The 19,717-nt window shown below is 41.1% G+C and carries 12 protein-coding genes; all 12 read right to left on the reverse strand.

The features are described from left to right. Positions 1-327 precede the first annotated feature (327 nt). The gene (locus GLP24_RS08605) at positions 328-714 is read right to left on the reverse strand and encodes a hypothetical protein (protein ID WP_232615868.1); all 387 of its coding nucleotides are present in this window, start codon (positions 712-714) and stop codon (positions 328-330) included. 282 nt (positions 715-996) lie between these two features. Then, positions 997-2,409: a phosphoglucomutase/phosphomannomutase family protein gene (locus GLP24_RS08610; RefSeq protein ID WP_101768319.1), complete on the reverse strand. Its 1,413-nt coding sequence runs from the start codon at positions 2,407-2,409 to the stop codon at positions 997-999. Positions 2,410-2,471: 62 nt separating this feature from the next. After that, entirely contained in the window at positions 2,472-4,877 is a 2,406-nt protein-coding gene (locus GLP24_RS08615; RefSeq protein WP_232579085.1) for a GH36-type glycosyl hydrolase domain-containing protein, read from the reverse strand. Between the two features lie 41 nt (positions 4,878-4,918). Beyond that, on the reverse strand, positions 4,919-6,847 hold the full coding sequence (locus tag GLP24_RS08620; RefSeq protein WP_232575950.1) for a beta-N-acetylhexosaminidase: 1,929 nt from the start codon (positions 6,845-6,847) through the stop codon (positions 4,919-4,921). A 10-nt stretch (positions 6,848-6,857) separates the two neighbouring features. Continuing rightward, positions 6,858-7,748 (reverse strand): N-acetylglucosamine kinase, encoded by an 891-nt coding sequence (locus GLP24_RS08625; protein ID WP_232575951.1) that lies wholly within the window; start codon positions 7,746-7,748, stop codon positions 6,858-6,860. After that, positions 7,741-9,477 carry a glycoside hydrolase family 9 protein gene (locus tag GLP24_RS08630; RefSeq protein ID WP_232575952.1) on the reverse strand — a complete coding sequence of 579 codons (1,737 nt, stop codon included), beginning with the start codon at positions 9,475-9,477 and terminating at the stop codon, positions 7,741-7,743. Before GLP24_RS08630 ends, GLP24_RS08625 begins: the two co-directional genes overlap by 8 nt. Positions 9,478-9,609: 132 nt before the next feature. Then, entirely contained in the window at positions 9,610-10,605 is a 996-nt protein-coding gene (locus GLP24_RS08635) for an ABC transporter ATP-binding protein (protein WP_232615869.1), read from the reverse strand. 41 nt (positions 10,606-10,646) lie between these two features. Next, positions 10,647-11,621, reverse strand: coding sequence for an ABC transporter ATP-binding protein (locus tag GLP24_RS08640; RefSeq protein WP_101768313.1), 975 nt, complete (start codon positions 11,619-11,621; stop codon positions 10,647-10,649). Next, complete coding sequence (locus tag GLP24_RS08645) at positions 11,621-12,649, reverse strand: ABC transporter permease (protein WP_101768312.1); 1,029 nt, start codon at positions 12,647-12,649, stop codon at positions 11,621-11,623. The genes GLP24_RS08640 and GLP24_RS08645 overlap by 1 nt, the downstream gene beginning before the upstream one ends. Before the next feature lie 2 nt (positions 12,650-12,651). After that, entirely contained in the window at positions 12,652-13,638 is a 987-nt protein-coding gene (locus GLP24_RS08650) for an ABC transporter permease (RefSeq protein WP_101768311.1), read from the reverse strand. A gap of 146 nt (positions 13,639-13,784) precedes the next feature. Beyond that, positions 13,785-15,461: an ABC transporter substrate-binding protein gene (locus GLP24_RS08655; protein WP_101768310.1), complete on the reverse strand. Its 1,677-nt coding sequence runs from the start codon at positions 15,459-15,461 to the stop codon at positions 13,785-13,787. 746 nt (positions 15,462-16,207) lie between these two features. Next, complete coding sequence (locus GLP24_RS08660; RefSeq protein ID WP_232615870.1) at positions 16,208-19,585, reverse strand: response regulator; 3,378 nt, start codon at positions 19,583-19,585, stop codon at positions 16,208-16,210. Positions 19,586-19,717: the final 132 nt, after the last annotated feature.

Raw genomic sequence — 19,717 nt, forward strand, 5'->3', positions numbered from 1 at the left:
AGAGGTAGTTCAGTTGGTTAACTTTCTATTGGGAAGCTTAGCAGCCTATCACGCCGAGGGTCGTGCTGATGTTCGGAATGGTAAATCCCGTCCACTCCGCCATTTTTAGAAAGAAGCCTGAATCTAACGATTCAGGTTTTTTTTCGTCTGTAGGAAATAGTAACGATAGAGAGGTAGTTCAGTTGGTTAACTCTTTCTATTGGGAAGCTTAGCGGCCTATCACGCCGAGGGTCGTGCTGATGTTCGGAATGGTAAATCCCGTCCACTTCACATTTTTAGAAAGAAACCTGAATCTAACGATTCAGGTTTTTTTTCGTCTGTAGGAAATTACTTTAACTCATAGAGACCGGTGTGAAAAATTTCACGTTGTTGTTGGTCACTAATATCTTGACGATGTGACCGATAACGTGAAACAAAATAAGTAATGACGACAGAGAAAAGGGCGTAGGCAACCAGAAAAGTAATCGGAGAATGAATAATATTGGCTGAAAATACCCAAATAACACCCGTAACAGTAATTGCTAATTTAGTCAGTACGGCGACAACTAAAAAACTCATTGTATATTGTGGTCGACGGATGGCTTGGTAAGCAATGAAGTAGCTACAACTGACAGCGATAATCGCTAGTGTAAATCCAACTGAGAATGAATGAAAATGTTCACTAAATAAAATAGCTAGCGCAATCATGGTGATAGCAATGATGGCCTTTTTCATAATAACTCCTTACCTTACGCAGAAAGTTTTATTTGGTGAGATAAGCATGGACTTTAATTGGATAATTGTATGTGATGTGATGCATTTTTTGATTAATTGATAACAGTAATGATGTAAAGTGTGATTAATGATTGGTTATTGTTAACTGTGAGTTTGTAGAAATGTAACAAATAAAAGGGTAGCCAGAAGACTACCCTGTGGCAAAGATCATAACAACTGATCTGCACAATGTAACAGCTATAAGGCGTGTTACTAGGACTTAGCAATGAAAATAACTAACTGTTATATCGCAAGAAATTGCTTAAATTGTAATAAAACAGCTTCTGCTTGAGTTTGATCTTCCATCTCTACAAACAAACGTAGTAATGGTTCTGTGCCAGAGAAACGTGCAATCGCCCAGCCACCATTTTTAAAGTAAACCTTGGCGCCATCGGCGTAGCTGACTTTTTCGATTTCATAATCAAATTCAGGCAGTGATTTTTCGATATAAATTTTATTATAAAGACGCTCACGCTCTGCCGCTTTAAAGGTACAGTCACCTTCGGCGGTATAGGCATAACCAAAACGGCCATAAATTTCATCTAGTAACTCAGATAACTTTTTACCCGTTGAGCTGATCATTTCAACGAGTAAGCTTGATGCGAAGATGCCATCTTTACCCTTGATGTGACCACGAATAGTGAGGCCTCCAGAGCTTTCACCGCCAAGTAATGAGTCATCGGCTTCCATTTGAGAACTGATATGTTTAAAGCCAACCGGTACTTCAAATGATTTTTCACCATAAGCCGCAGCGACTTTATCAAGTAAATGGGTGGTGGCGATATTACGTACCACTGAACCTTTCCAGCCTTTGTATTCTAATAAGTAGTAATACAGCAGCAATAGCACTTCATTTGGATGAATAAAGTTACCTTTTTCATCAATGATGCCTAAACGGTCAGCATCGCCATCAGTGCCGATACCAATGTCATAGCCTTCTTGAGCGACTAGGTGTTTAAGACGATAAAGTGTTGCCGCACTTGGTGATGGCATTAAGCCGCCAAAGCCTGGGTTTTCACCATCGTTGATAACATCAACATCACAACGACCGGTAATTAATACTGTCTGGAGGGCATTTTTTGCAACACCAAACATTGGATCAATAAGAACACGTAAGTTAGCTTGTTTAATTGCTTCTAAATCAAGTAAGGCAATAACCGAGTCAACAAACTCGTTCATTGGGTTGATGATTTCAATTAATTTATCATGTTGTGCTTGTTCAAAATCAACATGTTTAACATCAGCGGCAGTTAGAACCGCTACTTGTTGCTCAATTTTTTGAGTAATGATTTCATCAGCATCACGTCCGCCTTCGATAAAGACTTTAATGCCGTTATAGTCCGCAGGGTTATGCGAGGCAGTAATACAAGCAGAGTAAGTTGCACCTGTTTGTTTGGCTTTAAACATCACAATGGGTGTTGGCACAAAGCGATTGATAAAACTACATTTAATATTATTTCCCGCTAATACTTCAGCAAACCATGTCGCGGCTTTATCTGATAAAAAGCGACGGTCATAGCCGATAATAAAACCATTTTCTGTTACTGATTCTGTGATCATGATGTTAGCAATAGCTTGCGCTACTAAACGTACATTAGCTTGAGTAAACTCTTCACCAATAAAGGCACGCCAACCACCGGTTCCAAATTGAATCATGGAGGAACTCCTTTTTCTCTCGCAAAATAAAATGGGGAGTATATTGACTCCCCGAAAAGTGATTAGCCCATTACTACCGTAACAGTATTCACAGAGCCTTCAGCTTGAGGGACAATTGCGCCCTCTACTGATTGACCGTTGATCATAATAGATTTGATGCCTTTGCTAATATGATCTGGGTTAGTAACGTTAATATGGTACGTTGCCCCACGCCATTCACGCGTGACTTCAAATCCTGGCCATTCAGTTGGAATACATGGATTAATAGTTAAACCATCAAAGCCTGTTTGAATACCTAGAATAAAGTTAGTCACGGCAAAGTAAGCCCAACCAGACGTACCTGTTAACCATGGGTGGTTTGCTCGACCATGATCTTGGTGATCACGACCCATGATAAATTGCACGTAAGAATAGGGTTCAGCCAGACGCGTTTCAATCATGTCGTTTTGGTTGTATGGGTTGAGTGCATCATAGAATTTCATTGCACGGTCGCCACGACCTAGTTTTGCTTCTGCTACCCATGCCCAAGGGTTTGGATGTGAGAAGATAGCGCCATTTTCTTTAACACCTTGGTATACACGGGTTACGAAACCAATGTCGTCGTTAGGGGTTGAGAATGATGGTGCATTAAGGTGTAAGCCAAACTCTGAGTAAAGGTTTTCATCAACCGCATCCATTGCTTGCTCACCACGATCTTGTGATGCCATGCCAGATAGAACGGCAAGAGTATTTGACTCAAGGTGAATACGACCTTCAGTTTGTTGCGCGGTACCAATCTTGTCGCCATTTTTGGTTAAACCACGAATGTACCAGCCACCTTCGTCATCCCATAAATGGGTTTCACAGGCTTCACGAACATTGGCAGCCATTTCAGTGTATTTTTCAATATCGGCTGTTTTACCTTGGTATTTAGCCAGTTGAATAAATTCTTGTAGTGCCCAGAAGTGAAGGAACGATACCATTGCTGATTCACCGCCACCTAAGTTTAGGCAGTCGTTCCAATCGGCACGTAGACCTTTACAGATACCCGTTTGGCCCACATATTTAGCGGAGAAATCAAGTGCTGCTTTCATGTGATCATAAACAGTTGCATCGCCACCATCAGCGAATGGGATCACTTCATCAAGGAAGCTTTCTTCTCCTGTTTCAGTGACATATTTACAGATAGTGGGTACTAGCCATAAGTGATCATCTGAACACGTATCATCAATACCGTGGATCTTATCGGCATCACTTGGGGTTGGAACAACCGTTGGTGATTTTGATGGTTTAACATCGGCCATTTCAGGATCGAACCAATCAGGATCAAATAGGTGTAAACCGTAACCTGCTTTAACTTGACCACGAAGCAGATCAACTAAGCGCTTACGTGTCATTGCTGGGTTTGAATGCGGTACTGAGATAGCATCTTGAGCGGTATCACGGTAACCAAGACCTGTACGGCCACCGACTTCGATAAATGAAGCAAAACGAGACCATACAACACATGTTTCAGCTTGATATAGCGTCCAAGTGTTGATCATGGTATCTAAGCCTTCGTTTGGCGAGGTAACCTTGAACTTGTTACAACGGCTTTCCCAGTGGTGTTTGATTTCAGCAAATGCAGCATCAACAACAGCGCTATCTTGGTATTTTTGACGTAGACGTTGGCCTTCGTTTTTACCAATACCTAGAATGTAGTTAAAGCGCACTTCTTCACCCGGTTGAAGGGTAAATTGCTTGTGCAGTGAACCACAATGGTTGTAACAGGTTTGCACGTGATTAGAACAACGGCCATTTTCAACCGCGATTGGGTTTGACTCATCACGGTATGCACCAATGAAAGTATCACGTTGACCATCATAGCTATCAGGGTCGAAACTTGATGCTAAGTAGTAGTAACCTTCTTTAGTGTTAGTGTTGTAGTAAAGATCGTATTCAATCACACCATTTTGGTAAGAAGTGCCCGCAGAGTAAAGGCTCATCTGATGGTTTTGGTTATCAGATTGAATGTGGCTGAAAGAGAATTCAACAAAAGAGAATGCACTAATAGTACGCACTTCATCTGTGGTGTTTTTCAGGACAACATCCCAAATTTCAGCATCTTCACCAATTGGCACGAATAAGGTTTTCTGAGCTGAAATGCCGTTGTATTCACACGCAAATTTTGAGTATGACAAGCCGTGACGCACTTCATATTTCGCTTCATCAAGACTTTTAGCGACTGGCTGCCATGAAATAGACCAGTAATCACCTGTCGCATCATCACGTAAATAAACATAGTGTCCTGGGCGATCAAATGTCGCGTTGGGACGGAATTTAGTAACGCGATTATATTCTGGTGACTTATAAAAAGAGTAACCACCTGCATTTTGTGAAATCACCGTACAGAACTTTTCGGTACCAAGGTAGTTCGTCCATGGTGCTGGGACATCAGGTCGAGTGATAACGTACTCTTTGTTGCTATTGTCAAAATAACCGTATTTCATTATTTCTAATCCTTAAAATATTCACTTTACTGTGTGCGTGGTTATTCACAGTGGCGGTAATTAATACCCGCCTTGTCTAGATAGTTAAGTTGACCTTTCAAGCGAGCTTTAAAGTCATCCCAGTTACGATGTTGTGGTTTGCTCCAGCAGATCTCCGATACCGCTAATAAGCGCGGATAAATCATATATTCAAATCGACTTTGGTTATTTATTAATTCTGACCAAAGTGCTGTTTGAATACCTAAAATGTGCTGTCGCTCAGAATTTTCCGCAGCGATCATGCTAAGTGGGTGATAATTGTAAACTTTATCCAGTGGTAATTTACCTGCCCAATCGACGCCTGCTTCATCTGCTGAGTAACCTTGGGCTAGATCGAGGTAGGTAGATTGTGCGGGTTGCATTACCACATCAAACCCATTTTTAACGCATTCAAGGCCTGCTTCTTCACTAAGCCAAGAATAAATTACGGTGTTTTTGCTGACTTTATTACCATGGGTCGCTTCTTCCCAACCCATCATCCGTTTGCCTTTTTCGCGTAATACTTGTTCAGCAAAACGTAATATATGCCCTTGGAGTTCCATGGGGTCGTGGTAGTTATTTTCGGCCATTAATTGTTGGCAAGCGGCACTGTCAGACCACACCCCTTTTGGTACTTCATCTGCGCCAATATGTACAAATGGGGCAGGGAATAGAGCACAAATTTCATCTAATACTGTTTGAATAAAGGTGTAAGTACCTGCCAATGCTGGTGATAAAACATTGTCAGGGTAGTTTTGAATGCTGCGATATACCGAATGATCATCAGGATCTTTTAATAGTTTAGGCAAGGATAAAATGGCGGCGCGGCAGTGACCGGGCATATCAATTTCAGGAATAATAGTGATACCGCGATCGCTGGCGTAAGCAATCACATCGCGAATGTCTTGCTTGGTATAGAAACCACCATAACGTTGATCAATATGACTAAATTGTGGGGCGATAATTTCATTAGGGCCACGCCATGCACCAATTTCTGTTAATTGAGGGTAGGCATCAATTTCAATACGCCAACCTTCATCATCAGTGAGATGCCAATGGAAAGTATTAAATTTATAACGCGCAAGATGATCTAATAGATGTTTAATACGATCGACGGGGTGAAAATGACGACCACAGTCAAGCATCATGCCACGATAGCCATAATGTGGCTTATCGGTGATTTCTACCATAGGCACGCAATAAGTCGCATTGGCGGTATGACTTGGACTGTTAGGTAACAATTGTAATAATGTTGAAGTCGCATGCACAAATCCTGTTGAGGAACTGGCTTGGATCCAAATATTATCGGTTTCGATCAATAACTGATAACCGTGTTCGATAATGTCATTACTGACTTGATAATGAATATTTCCCTGAGGGTGAATAGGCATTGTTTCATTAAAATGTTTTTTACATTCAGCACTTAACCAATTGATCGCCCCTTGTGCTAAAGCTGGCGGGGTTTCAATTGCGGTGGTTTGATTAAAAACGAATTCACCGTGAAGACGAGTTAACTGGTTAGGTTGTGGGATTAATGCAATATCACAACCGACGTTAGGTAATGGGGTACAGTAACGCTCGATCGACTCTTGATCTAAGTTAATCGCGGTGGTGTAAACTTTTAATGGCGTAATCTGATGCTGATCATTATCAAGTGCAATAAAGGCTTCACGAATACCATCATCATGAAGATTAAATGGCATGGTTTTCATGGTAAATTCAGTGTAAAAGTGCCCATTAGCCGCTAACGGCGGTAATTGTGATAGGCAACTGTAGCTACCTATTTGGCTAATATTACCCACAGATACGGAGGCCGGATCAATGCAGCGGCTTATAAAGAAATACAGTGACCATCCATGCAGTGCTTGGTCGGTTAAGTTATGTAAACTTAATGCATAGCGGCAATAGCCTTCATATTTTTCTATTACTGTAAAATCAAGACGATAAGTCATTTATACTTCCCTAACGTACAAATAAATTGTGATTGCTGCGCGCCATTGCAATGGCACCATCCATTGCATCACCTTGTGGTGTCGCTAGACGATGTTGCATTGGTGGGGTTAGCCATGCTTGAATACGTTCACCAATGCCTCCCATTAGGCAAATGTTGTGCGCGCCACGGAATATTAATGCTTGCATCCACATTTCAATATCAGCAGCTGTTTGTTGTAGCAGTGAGATAGCGAGTGGATCATTGCGTTCAGCAAAGCTAAAAATAGCCGGTGAAAATTGACCATAATCACAAGGTCGAGCGGTTTTTGACCAGCTAACAATGGCATCAATATCATGATCAAAATGGGTTAATACATGGTGGGCTAATTCTGTTTTTGGCACGATACCATCAACACTGAGTAGCACTTGTTGGATTAGGTGCAACCCCATCACGGCTCCACTACCTTGATCTGAAATAGGAAATTCACGTCCGCCGACAATATGTTGGTTGCCATTCAGCAGTAAAATGCCGCAAGAGCCAGTCCCTGCAATTAAAATCGCGCCATCTTTACCGCCCCAAGCCCCTAAACAAGCACCGTAAGCATCAGTATTTAATGTGATCGCGCCATAAGGGTGAGGTTGTTGCATGAAAGCATGCCAAGCTTGTTGTTGTTCCGCGCCAGCCAGTGCCAACCCGACAGACATCGTTGGATAATCAGCGGTAGTTAATTGTGCTTGTTGAGCTGCAAGGGTAATCGCTTGTTGAATTGATGCCATGGCGATGTCACTACCAAGCAAAATATTAGCGCTACCCGTTTTGGCTTCACCTAAAATACTGCCATCTAAATCACAAATACGAGCGCGACAAGAAGTGCCACCACCATCAATACCCACGAGATAACGATAAGGGAAATTAACCATGGTGACGTTCCTTAAATTGCAGCGTAGTAGCTAATAAATACCAACCACCATGAGGGATCCATTGCTCTCCCCAGCGCCAATTTTGTAACATGTCATCTTTTTGTGCTGCTGGATTAAAGGCAATATCTTGTTCGTTCTCAAAACCTGAAGTAATGCCATTACAAACACCGCCTTTAGCATTGCTAAAACCAAGCAGCGGAAGGTAATCGGGGTTATTGTGGCCATGTCCATCTAACATGCACATATCAAATGGATTTAAGCCTAAAATCCAATTCATTAACTGTTGGCCATAGTCCATTAGATGCTGTTTTAATTTAGGATCGGTGAGGTGATCTTGTGCCATAAATGCCATGCTTGCTAAAGAGGCGATTCGAGCATTTTCACCTTGCCACCAATAGCCTGATTCATTGTTATGGGCGACAAAGAAAGCGGTTTGTTTATCGCCATCAACAGCCTTAGTGTATTGGCGTGGATAGCCAAACGGGTTGTTAACTTCAGCGGTTAACGTTAATTCAAAAGTAAGCGCATTCACCAGTATTGGGTGTAATTGTTGCTGCTGTTTTGTTTCTGGCTCTGCGGTTAAATATTGCATTAAGGCAATCGCAGGTAAGCCTGCTTCTGCGGCATGGAAATAAGGACGGCTACCATCAGCGGTTGCTGACCAGTAGTGATTAATGTGTTGATCCGACATTTGACGTTGGCTTAAACGGTGCGCCCACTCACGCATTTCCGTTAAGTAACGATCCTGTAATGTAGTTCGGTAAAGCTCAACTGCGGCTAATAATGCGCAGTATTCATCAATGATATTTTCAGTACCATCATTGAGATAATTGATATTGTGTTGTTTTAAATGCCAATAGCCACGTTCTGCTGCTTGCAAATATGACTCACTTTGTACGTTGTCATTATGGGGAATACGGTTACAAGACGGTAAGGTTGTTATTCGAGCGGCTGCGGCTAATGCTGCAATTGCAACGCCCCCACCTTGGCGGAAACCGGCTTGGTAGTCATCTGTTTTGACGCCATCTTGGGTTGCATAAGCGCAGATATCACGTTGTGCTGGCGACTTGCTCCATTTATCAAATACTGTCATATAGAAGAAACCGTCATCACTTTGCATACGCATTAAAAAGTCAGCGCCAAATAACGCTTCTTCTAATAAACGTACGCGGGTGAAATCGGCAACATCAGGTTGATCTTCTGCGATTTCATAAGCTTTGAGCATGTTCCAAACAATCATCGGTATCTGCTGGGGATTAAGATAATTGGCGTAAGAAAGATGACTTAAATATTTACTAACATCACCTGATGCATCATACCAACCGCCATGAACATCAACTTGAGTCTCGCTATTGAGTAATCGCGCTTGGCTGTCTGCGTGATCATAAATGCCGCTACAACGTTGTGATTTGAAATAATGTAGAACATCACTGAAAGTACGTTGCATTAATAGGCCTTCAGCAATGCTGAAAACCGTTGATTCAATATTGGCGTAACGAATGCGATATTCGCCTGCATCTTGGCAAGCAGAAAAATCAATCTGGTAAATATTGCCTGTATGCCATTGTGCGGTGGTGCCACATGCTGTTATTGGCAGTTGCATAATAGTTTGGTTAGTATGATTGCACACTAATTCGGCTTGACCTGATAGTGTTTGAGAGGTTGTTTGTAATAAAGCGTGCTTTGTATTAAAGCGTTCATAACCAAGGTGATTAATTAACAGCTGCATAAGGCCTCCAATGTCGCTAATAAGTGATGGCTCCTTGTGGGAACCATCACTGAACGGCTGGTGCGACAAATAACATGGAAATAAAAGTAAAAGTGTTATTAGTGCTTAATTTTGTAGCTTAAGTTTTATTGCTTAGTTTTCGTATAAGTAACAACGGACAAAGTGGTTGTCAGATAACTGCGTTATTTCAGGTAATTTTTCGCGACATTTCTCTGTTACCTGCATACAACGACCCGCAAACGGGCACCCAAAACTATCAGGCGTCCATAATGGAATTTCACCTTTATTACCTTTAAGTTTGGTGTGAATTGATTTGCTTGGATCAGGTACCGCTGAAACTAATAACTGGGTGTATGGGTGTTGTGGGTTATGGATAATTTGTTCAGTATCACCCCATTCAACCATGTGACCGACATACATAACTGCAAGATCTTCAGCAATGTAACGTGCTGTTGCGATATCGTGTGTGATGTAAAGTAGCGCCATTTCACGCTCAAATTTCATCTCTTCCATCAGGTTAAGAACACCCGCACGAATGGAAACATCCAGCATTGAGGTTGGTTCATCAGCCAGTACCACTTCTGCGCCGACTGCGATATTACGGGCTAAGTTAACACGTTGGCGTTGACCACCAGAAAGCTGGTGGGGGAATTTTTCTGCTGTTGCTTTTGGCGGAATCAAACCCACTTGCTCAAGTAAGCTGTAAACGGTTTCTTCAAGCTCTTTTTTATTACCGGGTGAGACTTTATTGTGGATCAGTAATGGACGCGCAATATGATGAAAAATAGTATGAGTAGGGTTTAAAGATCCAAACGGATCTTGCCATACCATTTGTACCCCTTGACGGTATTTCATTAGATCATCACGACTAGTAATGGTCTGAATATCACGTCCATAATAATCAATTTGACCGCCGCTAGGGGCGTACATTTTAGCAATCATTTTAGCGGTGGTTGATTTACCAGAGCCTGATTCGCCAACCACAGCTAAGCCACGGCTTTTGTACATTTTGAAAGACACATCGTTAATTGCACGCATCTTTGATTTTTTAAGTGAGTTACTGTTTACCGAAAAATCTTTAATTAGATTTATGCCTTCGATAATCGGTGTTCCAACAGGCTTGCTCATAGTGTCTCCTAAATACTGCCTATAAATGCGATGTGTTGCTGCTAATTACCTGTATTGGTAAATAGGTGGCAGTTTGATAAACGTCCTGGTTCAATCTGGCTTAACTGGGTTGGGGTGCTAAAACAGGCTGGGTGGGTTTTTCCACAGCGAGCTTGAAAGCGACAACCTTGTGGTATTTCAAGTAAATTCAAAGGATTACCTGGGATACCTGTCAAGCGTGTTTTAGGGCCTGTTAATGGTGGGAATGAACTTCCCAAGCCTTCGGTATATGGGTGGAACGGTGTTTCAAGAATTTGCTTAGATGGTGCCACTTCAATTAATTCACCTGAGTACATGATGCCGATACGATCAGAGAACTCGACCATCAGTGATAAATCATGGGTGATAAATAAAATTGAGAAGCCAAACTCTTCTTTTAGTGCATAAATTTTTTGTAGAATTTCACGTTGTACGACTACGTCTAATGCTGTGGTTGGCTCATCCATGATGATCATCTTTGGATTAAGTGCTAGTGCAATGGCGATCACTAAACGTTGACGCATACCACCTGAGAATTGGTGCGGATAATCACGTAAACGGCTTGGGTGAATATCAACAATTTCTAATAATCCCTCAGCACGGCGAATAGCTTGCTTACGGTTCATATTGGTATGACGCATGATTACGTCACAAAATTGCTCTTCCATGGTTAATACGGGATTCAATGCGTTCATCGCGCTTTGGAATACCATTGACATTTCACTCCAACGGAAGGCTGACATTGCCATCTCCGTTTTCTTTAAAATATCGCCATGACCATCAAAAATCACTTCACCGCCGGTAATGAATGCTGGTGGCTTATGCAGGCGCATCAGGGAGAAAGCAATGGTTGATTTACCACAGCCAGATTCACCAGCAAGACCAAAAATTTCACCTTTACCAATGTCAAAACTGACATTGTTAACCGCACGGACATCACCTGCGTCTGTAATATAATCAACACATAAATTACGAATTGAGATTTGTGGATCGGTCATTATTTAGTCCCGCCTTCTAGTACTGGTTGAGGAATAATATCAACCTGTTGTGCTTGTTTTGCTGTTTCTTTTGCAAGGTTTTTCCAACGGCGCATGCCTTTATGTGAACGTAACTGCGGGTTAGCTATTTCATCAACCGCAAAGTTCAACATAGCAAGGCCAATCGCGATAAATATCAGTGCGATACAAGGCGCTAATACTTCCCACCAAGCGCCGACTAACATTGAAGATGATGTTTGAACGTTGTATAGCATCACACCCCAGCTAATGCCGTTTGGATCACCAAGGCCTAAGAATGAAAGCGTTGCTTCTACGTTAATGGCGTACATGACTGAACCGATGAAGCTTGCACCCACGATAGAGATAAGGTTAGGTAAAATTTCAACAAAGATAATACGGCTTGATGATTCACCTAATACTTCAGCGGCTTTTACAAACTCTTTTTCTCTAATCGATAAGGTTTGAGCGCGTACTACACGAGCACCCCATGCCCAGGAGGTGACAGCAATAACAATGGCAATGGTCAGTGGTCCTGCTTGACCAACGAAGGCTGCGATAACAAATAGAATTGGTAGCTGTGGCATTACCAACATAATGTTCATACATGCCGTGAGAATTTCATCAATACGGCCACCAAAGTAGCCCGCTGAAATACCGATAATCGTTGCTAAGAAACAGACTAATAGACCCGCACCAAAGCCAACAGCGAGTGAAGTACGTGCGCCATAAACAAGTTGAGACCAGATATCACGACCCATGCGTGATGTACCTAATACGTGATCGGCGTCTTTTGACATCAATAACGTACGATTATTAGTCGCTAAGTTTGTAGCAATCCAACCCTCTGGATTATCTTGTGCTGCTTTTACAATAAAAGCAGGGTATTCATGTGGATTGCCAGTTCTTTTATCTGGCTCATATTGCGTAATTAAGGGGGCAAATACAGCGGCTAGAATAAAGAGAATAATAATTCCGAGACCAAACATTGCTTTAGGGTTGCTAGAGAGTAATTTAAATAAGGCTTTCATGATTACTTGCCTCCTTTACGTAGACGAGGGTCTAACGCAACAATTAGGATGTCGGCCATAAAGTTAAAGAACAACATAAACATCGTCATAATCAGTAACTGACCTTGCAGTACTTGATAATCACGAGAATGGATAGCATTTAACATTACCGTTCCCAAACCTGGGTAGTTGAAAATCATTTCGATAATAAGCTGACCACCGATCGCCATACCTAGCGCCATAGATAATGCTGTCACACTTGGTAGCATTGCGTTACGTGCTGCGTAGTTGAATACCACCCGGTTTTCACTGAGGCCTTTTCCTTTAGCCATCGTGATGTAGTCTTCGTTTAACAGGTTAATCATGTTGTTACGCATACCAATTAGAAAGCCGCCAATTTGAATAATCGTGGCACAGAAAAGGGGTAGGGCTGCGTGATAAAGTATATCTTTATAGAATGCAAAACTGCTCCAGTCAGGAACAAGACCAGCAGTATATGCATTACCTGTTGGGAACCACTGTAAGCCAATTGCAAAGGTAAACATTACCAGCATTGCAATAACAACAGGCGGGACGGCTTGAATAACTAACATTCCTGGGGAGATAAAAGTATCGTAACTGCTGCCACGTTTCCACGCTGCAAAAATACCAAAGACTGAACCGACACAGAATGAAATAATAACGGCAGAACCCGCTAAAAATAGCGACCAACCAATTGCACCACCGAGTAAATCATTTACTGATAATGGGTAAAATTTAATTGAAGTACCAAGGTTCCACGTAAATACGTTTGCTATATACGTGTAGTATTGCTCATACCAAGGACCATCAACAAAACCTAATAGTTTCTGCATAGCAGCGATACGCTCAGGGGTAACCTGTGCGGTTGCGTTTGCGAACATCATGGTAACTGGGTCACCTGGCATCGCACGCGGAAGAATAAAGTTTAGCGTTGCCGCGAAAATTAGCGCGATAAAATAAAACGATAAACGACGTAAAAAGAATCCCATAACTCACACCTTACACATCCAGCTTGCCTTCCTGAGCTGAATTCAGGACGTAAAACCCCCTGACGCAAACGCCATACCTTTGATTGCAAAAAGGATTAGAGGGAAGAGGCGGTGCACAAGGCGTGCACCGCAAATTTAAGCAGAAATTATGCTTTTGGTTTTAGGTCTAGAACTTGAAGTAGACGCTCTTGAACACCAGCCCATACCATTGGACGGCCTTTAGGGTTCTTCTCGTTCCACCAACCAGTGAAGCGACCTTCATTGTATTGGAAGTTGTTAGCACCAGAAATGATTGGGATTGTTACTTGGTTCTCCGCAATGATTTTCTGAATGCTATGAGCAATCTTGATTTGCTCACCCTTATCAGCTGTTTTGTAGAAGCTGTCTAATAGCGAATCTAACTGTGCATTTTGGAAGTAATGCATAGCGAAACGTGGCATACCGTCACCTTTCTGTAGACGTGAGTTGTATGCACTGTCCCAGTATAAGTGTGGATCTGCACCGTGGAAGTAGTTAGTAAATGCTACATCGTAAGTGCCTTTTAGCATTGACTCGTTGTAAACAGCGAAATCAGGCGTACGTGCTTTAGCATTAATACCTGCTTCTTGAAGCTGCTCAACACCTAGCTGTACGGTGTTGTTAAAGTCAGTCCAACCGTTTGGTGATTGAACTTCAAGCTCAATTTTTTCACCTTTTGGTGACTCAACAAATCCGTCACCATCAAGGTCTTTAAAGCCCGCTTTGGTAAGAAGGTCTTTAGCGCCTTTGATGTTGTATGTATTGAAAGCTTTGTACTTATTATGTACCGCTTCGTCAGACCATGACTTGAAGCTATCACCTAGACCTGAAGCGTAATCGTTTGGTGTTCCCGCGCCGTAGAACGCGATGTCGATGATAGTTTGACGGTCAATTGCCATAGAGAATGCACGACGGAAATCAACATTATTGATGGCTTCGTTGTTACCCGCTTTTGGCGTTTTGTAGTTCAACATGAATGACATTGTGCCAGCAGCAGGATACCAGTATTTGTGGTTTGGATTTGCTGCAGCATAAGTGCTGTCGATATCAGGAATGAATGATGACGTCCAATCTAGCTCAGAATTAATGATCTTCGTTAGTAGTTGGTCGTTGTTTGCAATTTGAGGTACACGTAAACAATCAATGTCTAGATTTGCGTTATCCCAGTAGTTAGGGTTACGACATTGAACGTAAAGCTGAGGAGTAAATATCTCGATCTCTGTAAATGGACCAGTACCTACAGGGTTTTCGTTAGTGAACGTTGTAGGGTTCTTTACTTTGCTCCAAATATGCTTCGGAATAACAGGCACTTTAGATATTTCAAACGGTACGTTTGAGTTAGCTGCAGTTAGATCAAAGATAACCTTGTTACCATCTTGCTTAACTGATTTAACCCATTTGTTGATACCGATTTGGTCAAGTTCAGGCTTGTCTTTTACTAGCTCAAAAGAGTAAACAACATCTTCAGCTGTGAAGGCTTTACCGTCAGACCATTTCACGCCATCACGAATTTCAAATGTTACCTTCATTAGGTCATCAGACATGTAGTAGTCTTTTGCCAAACGCATAACAGGCTCGTTACCATGCATTTGGTTAAAGATAACCAATGGCTCATAAACGAACTCAGTTGTTGTACGAAGGTTTGTTGCTAAAAACGGGTTAAAGTTACGTACCATTGTAGGGTAAAAATCGGGCACGATTGTTAGCTGGCTTTTTTCTGATGCAGTAGCAACGGGTGCTGTAAAAGCGGTTGCTGCAGCAACGACTGCAAGTGCTAACTTAGTTTTGTTTATATTGGCAAGCATAGCTGTTCCTTACTCTTAGCTCTGTTTCACTAATGGAAATAAAAATGAGCTCCGTCATTGGAGCACTGTAAACCTACTTCACTGGAACTGAGTAACGCTGAACCATTGAATGGCCTTGTAGGTTCTCAGTGGCTTCAATATTGGCTGGATTGGTCTAATCGTCAACGTGGTCGCCCGTCAAAAACGTTAAAATTAATATATTTACCGTCAAAAACGTTAATTTTGCTGTTTTATATGATTGAGTATTTAGTAAATAGCGTGCTAAGTATCACAGATGAGAGGTGTTGTTACATTTCAAATGCTAGCGCTTACTATCTTTATATCCCTTTTTATATTGGTATTTCTTTCTGTAAAGAATAAGGTGTGATGTAACGCATATGATATTTTATGCTTATTTTTATGCGTAAAATTTGACGTGTTAGTTTGTTGTGATTCGGTTCTCATAAACTGAAAAAATTTATTCTGAGAGCTAAATAAAGGTATTTTTTGATGAATGTGATTCAATTTTAACCATTAATGAGAGTGTGGCATTGATCATTTATACGGATTTAACAGTGATTATTTTGAGTATTAAAAAAGTAATTATGGTTAATTGTTAGTGCGGATAATGTAGTAATCAGTACGTGGTGATTGTTTTTCTCATGATTATGTTCAGCTGTGTGGCCGTTATTTAATACGGTATCTTCAGGCGATAAAAAAGGCTCTTAGAGAGCCTTTTTAATGCAATGCTAGATGAGTGTCTTTATTTAATTATGACTAATAATGTGATGCAATTTATCGCGTATGACAACCAGTTCTTGGCGCGCTGTATTTGATTGTGGGCAGCGTTCTAATACGTAATCCATGGTATTTATTACGGTGCGCCAACGGGGTGTTTTAGGCAGTGTTTCAAGTTGAAGGTATTTATCTAAGGTGCGAGTTTGAAGGGTGCTGCGATCTAAATAAACACGCCATAAGCCACTTTCTTCGGCTAATTCAAACTTACTTTTGTGTGATTCAGCTTCCCAGAATACCAAGGTCGCTTTCATGGCATCGACTAATAATTGGCGAATTATTTCGGTTTTATTATGTTCACCATCACCTAATTTATCGGCTAAACGGGTGAATTCCCCTCCTAACTCTCGCAGTTGTTGAAGGTTATTTTTATCACCATTAAATGCAAATTCAGACAATACATCAATCGCATTTTCAAGCAGATTAATACGATGTTCAGCAGAGGGTCCTTGGCTATCAAAGACAAACATTTGTTTAAGGCCTGATTCAACGGGTAAGTTGATCACATCAGTCATTAACTGTTGTTTGTGATCACCAATGTAATAGCTAAGATGACCATTAAAATGATGATTATCAGTCACAATTTCAGGTAATGGGGTCGCTAGAATATCGTCAATGGTATAGCGTTCTAATAGCTCAGGCGCGCGTTTAAATAGCTTACCAGCAGCACTGTTGGCATAACGAATTCGACCTTCCTGTTGAACACAGATAATCGCCTCATTGGTTGAGTCGAGTAATCCAAGTAAGCGACTTTGAGTTTCAATTAGTCCCATTTCAACTTGTTCGCGGCGGTGAATTTCTTGCTCTAATGCGTGGTTTTTCTGACGCTCAATTTCAGTTTTTCCTGCCTGTAAATAAGCACGAATACGGGCAATTAATTCTTCTTTATTAAATGGTTTTGTTAAGTAGTCATTCGCGCCACACTCAAAGCCTTTTAAGCGGTCTTGTATTTGTCCAAGGGCTGATAACATAATAATGGGAAGGGCTAATAGAGAGTGATCTTTACGTAGTATCGTACATACTTCATAACCACTCATTTCTGGCATCATAATATCAAGTAAAACCAGATCGGGTTGTTGTTCAGCGATTAATGCCAATGCTTGCGGGCCGCTTTCTGCTGTTTGGACTCGGTAACCAGCAAGGCGTAAGAAACTGGTTAATATTTGTAAGTTGACGGGTTCGTCATCAACAATCAGTAATAATTCACCGTCTGGGTTTTCGGGTAAATCGGAGGCATCATAATTAGCAGTATTTAATAACGGAGCTTTAAAGTGATTATTATTTGGATTGGCAGCCATTGCTGCTATTTGGTTTGCATTGGCTAAATTTAGAGTGAAACTAAACGTAGTGCCGACCATTTGTTGACTGCTGACATATAAGCGTCCTCCCATCAGTTCAACTAATTGACGACTAATCGATAGCCCAAGCCCAGCGCCCTGACGGTAATTTGCCGATCCAGTATTGGCTTGAATGAGTGGCTCAAAAATATGCTCCAGTTGTTCGCTGGGAATACCTTGTCCTGTATCAACCACTTGAATTCGTAATTGATGCTCTAATACTGTTGCTGATAAAATAATTTTACCTTCAGAAGTATATTTAATCGCATTTCCGACTAAGTTATACAGCACTTGTTCTAGGCGCTGTTCATCTGCATCGACTAACGGTAGATCTGCGGGTATTTGATTAATAATTCTAATCGGCTTATTACCTAATAAGTGGCTAGATAATTCTAATACCAGTCGAATAGCGACCGACATATCAACTGCTTGATGGTTGATATCGAGATCACCATAGCGCATTTTATGGTAATCAAGCAGATCATCAACCAGTGTGGTTAAGCGTTGGCCACTATTGATGATCATTTCTAATTGGCGTCGTTGTGATTGATGTAATGCGCCGTTAGCACCTGCTAACAACGATTCTGCAATTCCTACCATACCGTGTAATGGGGTACGTAATTCATGCGAGGTGGTGGCAAGAAATTCATCTTTCATTTTATCTGCGGTTTGCAGTTCATTATTTTGTTGGCGAATAATGGTTAGATTATGTTCTAACTCTTTATTTTGTTGCTTAATTAGTCCGATTTTTTCACTGATTGAACGCTGCATACGGGCAAAACTGATCGCAAGACGACCAATTTCGTCGCGGCGTTCAGTACCATCAATTTTTTGTTCTAAATCACCACCAGATGCTTTTTCTGCCGCCCACGTTAAGCGTAATAACGGTGCAGTGATCGAGTTAGATAACCAATGTGAAGTAATAATAACTAAAATAATGGCAGTAACCATGGCTGCGACAAAAATTTTCTCTAATTCAAATATGCGCGCAAATGCTTCTTTTTCTGGAAATTCAACTACTAATGCCCAGTGATGACCTAGAATATTCAGCGGAGAAAAAGCACCTAAGACAGGGATGTTTTCGTAGTTGATAAAACTACCAATACCTGATTTACCCGCAAGTGCTTGATCAATACTTTGGCTTTGTAATTGTGTTGGTAATGGTGAATTAGTCTCAAAGCGTAGTTGATGATCGCTCCCGACTAATAGCGTTTGAATATGGTTAGTATTATCTTGAATGAGCTCAGTGACTTTTTTGTTACTAAGCTCCATAAAGACATAGCTATGAAGATAGCCTTGTTGAATGATTGGTGCGGCAAACCAAGCGGTAGTGTCATTATTATGACTATGAGCACTAAAATCTGTAAATACGACGGGTACTTGTTCGGGGCTATTTTGACTTTGTTTTGTTTTAGTCTTAATGGCTTTAAATGTTTGCTGTAATGCAAGATGTGACGTGTTGTTGGCTAATAGGTTAACACCAAAAAGATCATGATTTTTAACCGAGTAAACAATATCACCTGAGATATCGACCAACATAATATCTTTGAAATCGGAACGTTTAAGGTACTCGTTATACACGGCATTATAACGCTTAAACATTAATCGATACCGTTCGTGACCAATGTATCCACGATCGGAATTTTGATTACCTTTTGTGGTTAACGTTAAATTAAAATAATTAGCTCGCCCTTGGGCGTTAAGTTGCGAGTCAATATTACCCAGTTGATGGAATGCTCCGACTAAACCGTAAAATCTTCCGCCGCTGTTATTTGATAATTCTGAGCGTGCAAAGCTTTTTACTTCAGATTCTTTAGCCGTAAAGAAACTCTGTAATTGTTTATGTTTATTATCACGCAATGAAGCTAGGTGGTTGATGCTTTGTTCTGCTAAATCTTTAGTGTGAGAATTAAGAAAATAGAGTGCTGACAATATCAATGGGGTGATACTGAGGACTAAAAATGCCAGCATAAGCGTGTGCTGAAGACGTTTAAAGCGTTTAGTATTCTGCATTCCGGTGCCTGAATAAGATGTTAATATTTACGGTTTTAACGATAAATGTAACCACGTTAAAATAGACATTATTATATTAACGGTTGTCCTAATTGTTAATATCTTAATGTGATGAGTAAGCGTGTTTATACT

Origin of the sequence: Photobacterium carnosum, from assembly GCF_021236965.1 — a bacterium.
GTDB classification, from domain to species: Bacteria; Pseudomonadota; Gammaproteobacteria; order Enterobacterales; family Vibrionaceae; genus Photobacterium; species Photobacterium carnosum.

Excerpts from the sequence above, each read along its gene's own strand:
- GLP24_RS08605 (WP_232615868.1), bottom strand. The coding sequence starts at position 714 with ATGAAAAAGGCCATCATTGCTATCACCATGATTGCGCTAGCTATTTTA.
- GLP24_RS08610 (WP_101768319.1), bottom strand. The coding sequence starts at position 2,409 with ATGATTCAATTTGGAACCGGTGGTTGGCGTGCCTTTATTGGTGAAGAG.
- GLP24_RS08615 (WP_232579085.1), bottom strand. The coding sequence starts at position 4,877 with ATGAAATACGGTTATTTTGACAATAGCAACAAAGAGTACGTTATCACT.
- GLP24_RS08620 (WP_232575950.1), bottom strand. The coding sequence starts at position 6,847 with ATGACTTATCGTCTTGATTTTACAGTAATAGAAAAATATGAAGGCTAT.
- GLP24_RS08625 (WP_232575951.1), bottom strand. The coding sequence starts at position 7,748 with ATGGTTAATTTCCCTTATCGTTATCTCGTGGGTATTGATGGTGGTGGC.
- GLP24_RS08630 (WP_232575952.1), bottom strand. The coding sequence starts at position 9,477 with ATGCAGCTGTTAATTAATCACCTTGGTTATGAACGCTTTAATACAAAG.
- GLP24_RS08635 (WP_232615869.1), bottom strand. The coding sequence starts at position 10,605 with ATGAGCAAGCCTGTTGGAACACCGATTATCGAAGGCATAAATCTAATT.
- GLP24_RS08640 (WP_101768313.1), bottom strand. The coding sequence starts at position 11,621 with ATGACCGATCCACAAATCTCAATTCGTAATTTATGTGTTGATTATATT.
- GLP24_RS08645 (WP_101768312.1), bottom strand. The coding sequence starts at position 12,649 with ATGAAAGCCTTATTTAAATTACTCTCTAGCAACCCTAAAGCAATGTTT.
- GLP24_RS08650 (WP_101768311.1), bottom strand. The coding sequence starts at position 13,638 with ATGGGATTCTTTTTACGTCGTTTATCGTTTTATTTTATCGCGCTAATT.
- GLP24_RS08655 (WP_101768310.1), bottom strand. The coding sequence starts at position 15,461 with ATGCTTGCCAATATAAACAAAACTAAGTTAGCACTTGCAGTCGTTGCT.
- GLP24_RS08660 (WP_232615870.1), bottom strand. The coding sequence starts at position 19,585 with ATGCAGAATACTAAACGCTTTAAACGTCTTCAGCACACGCTTATGCTG.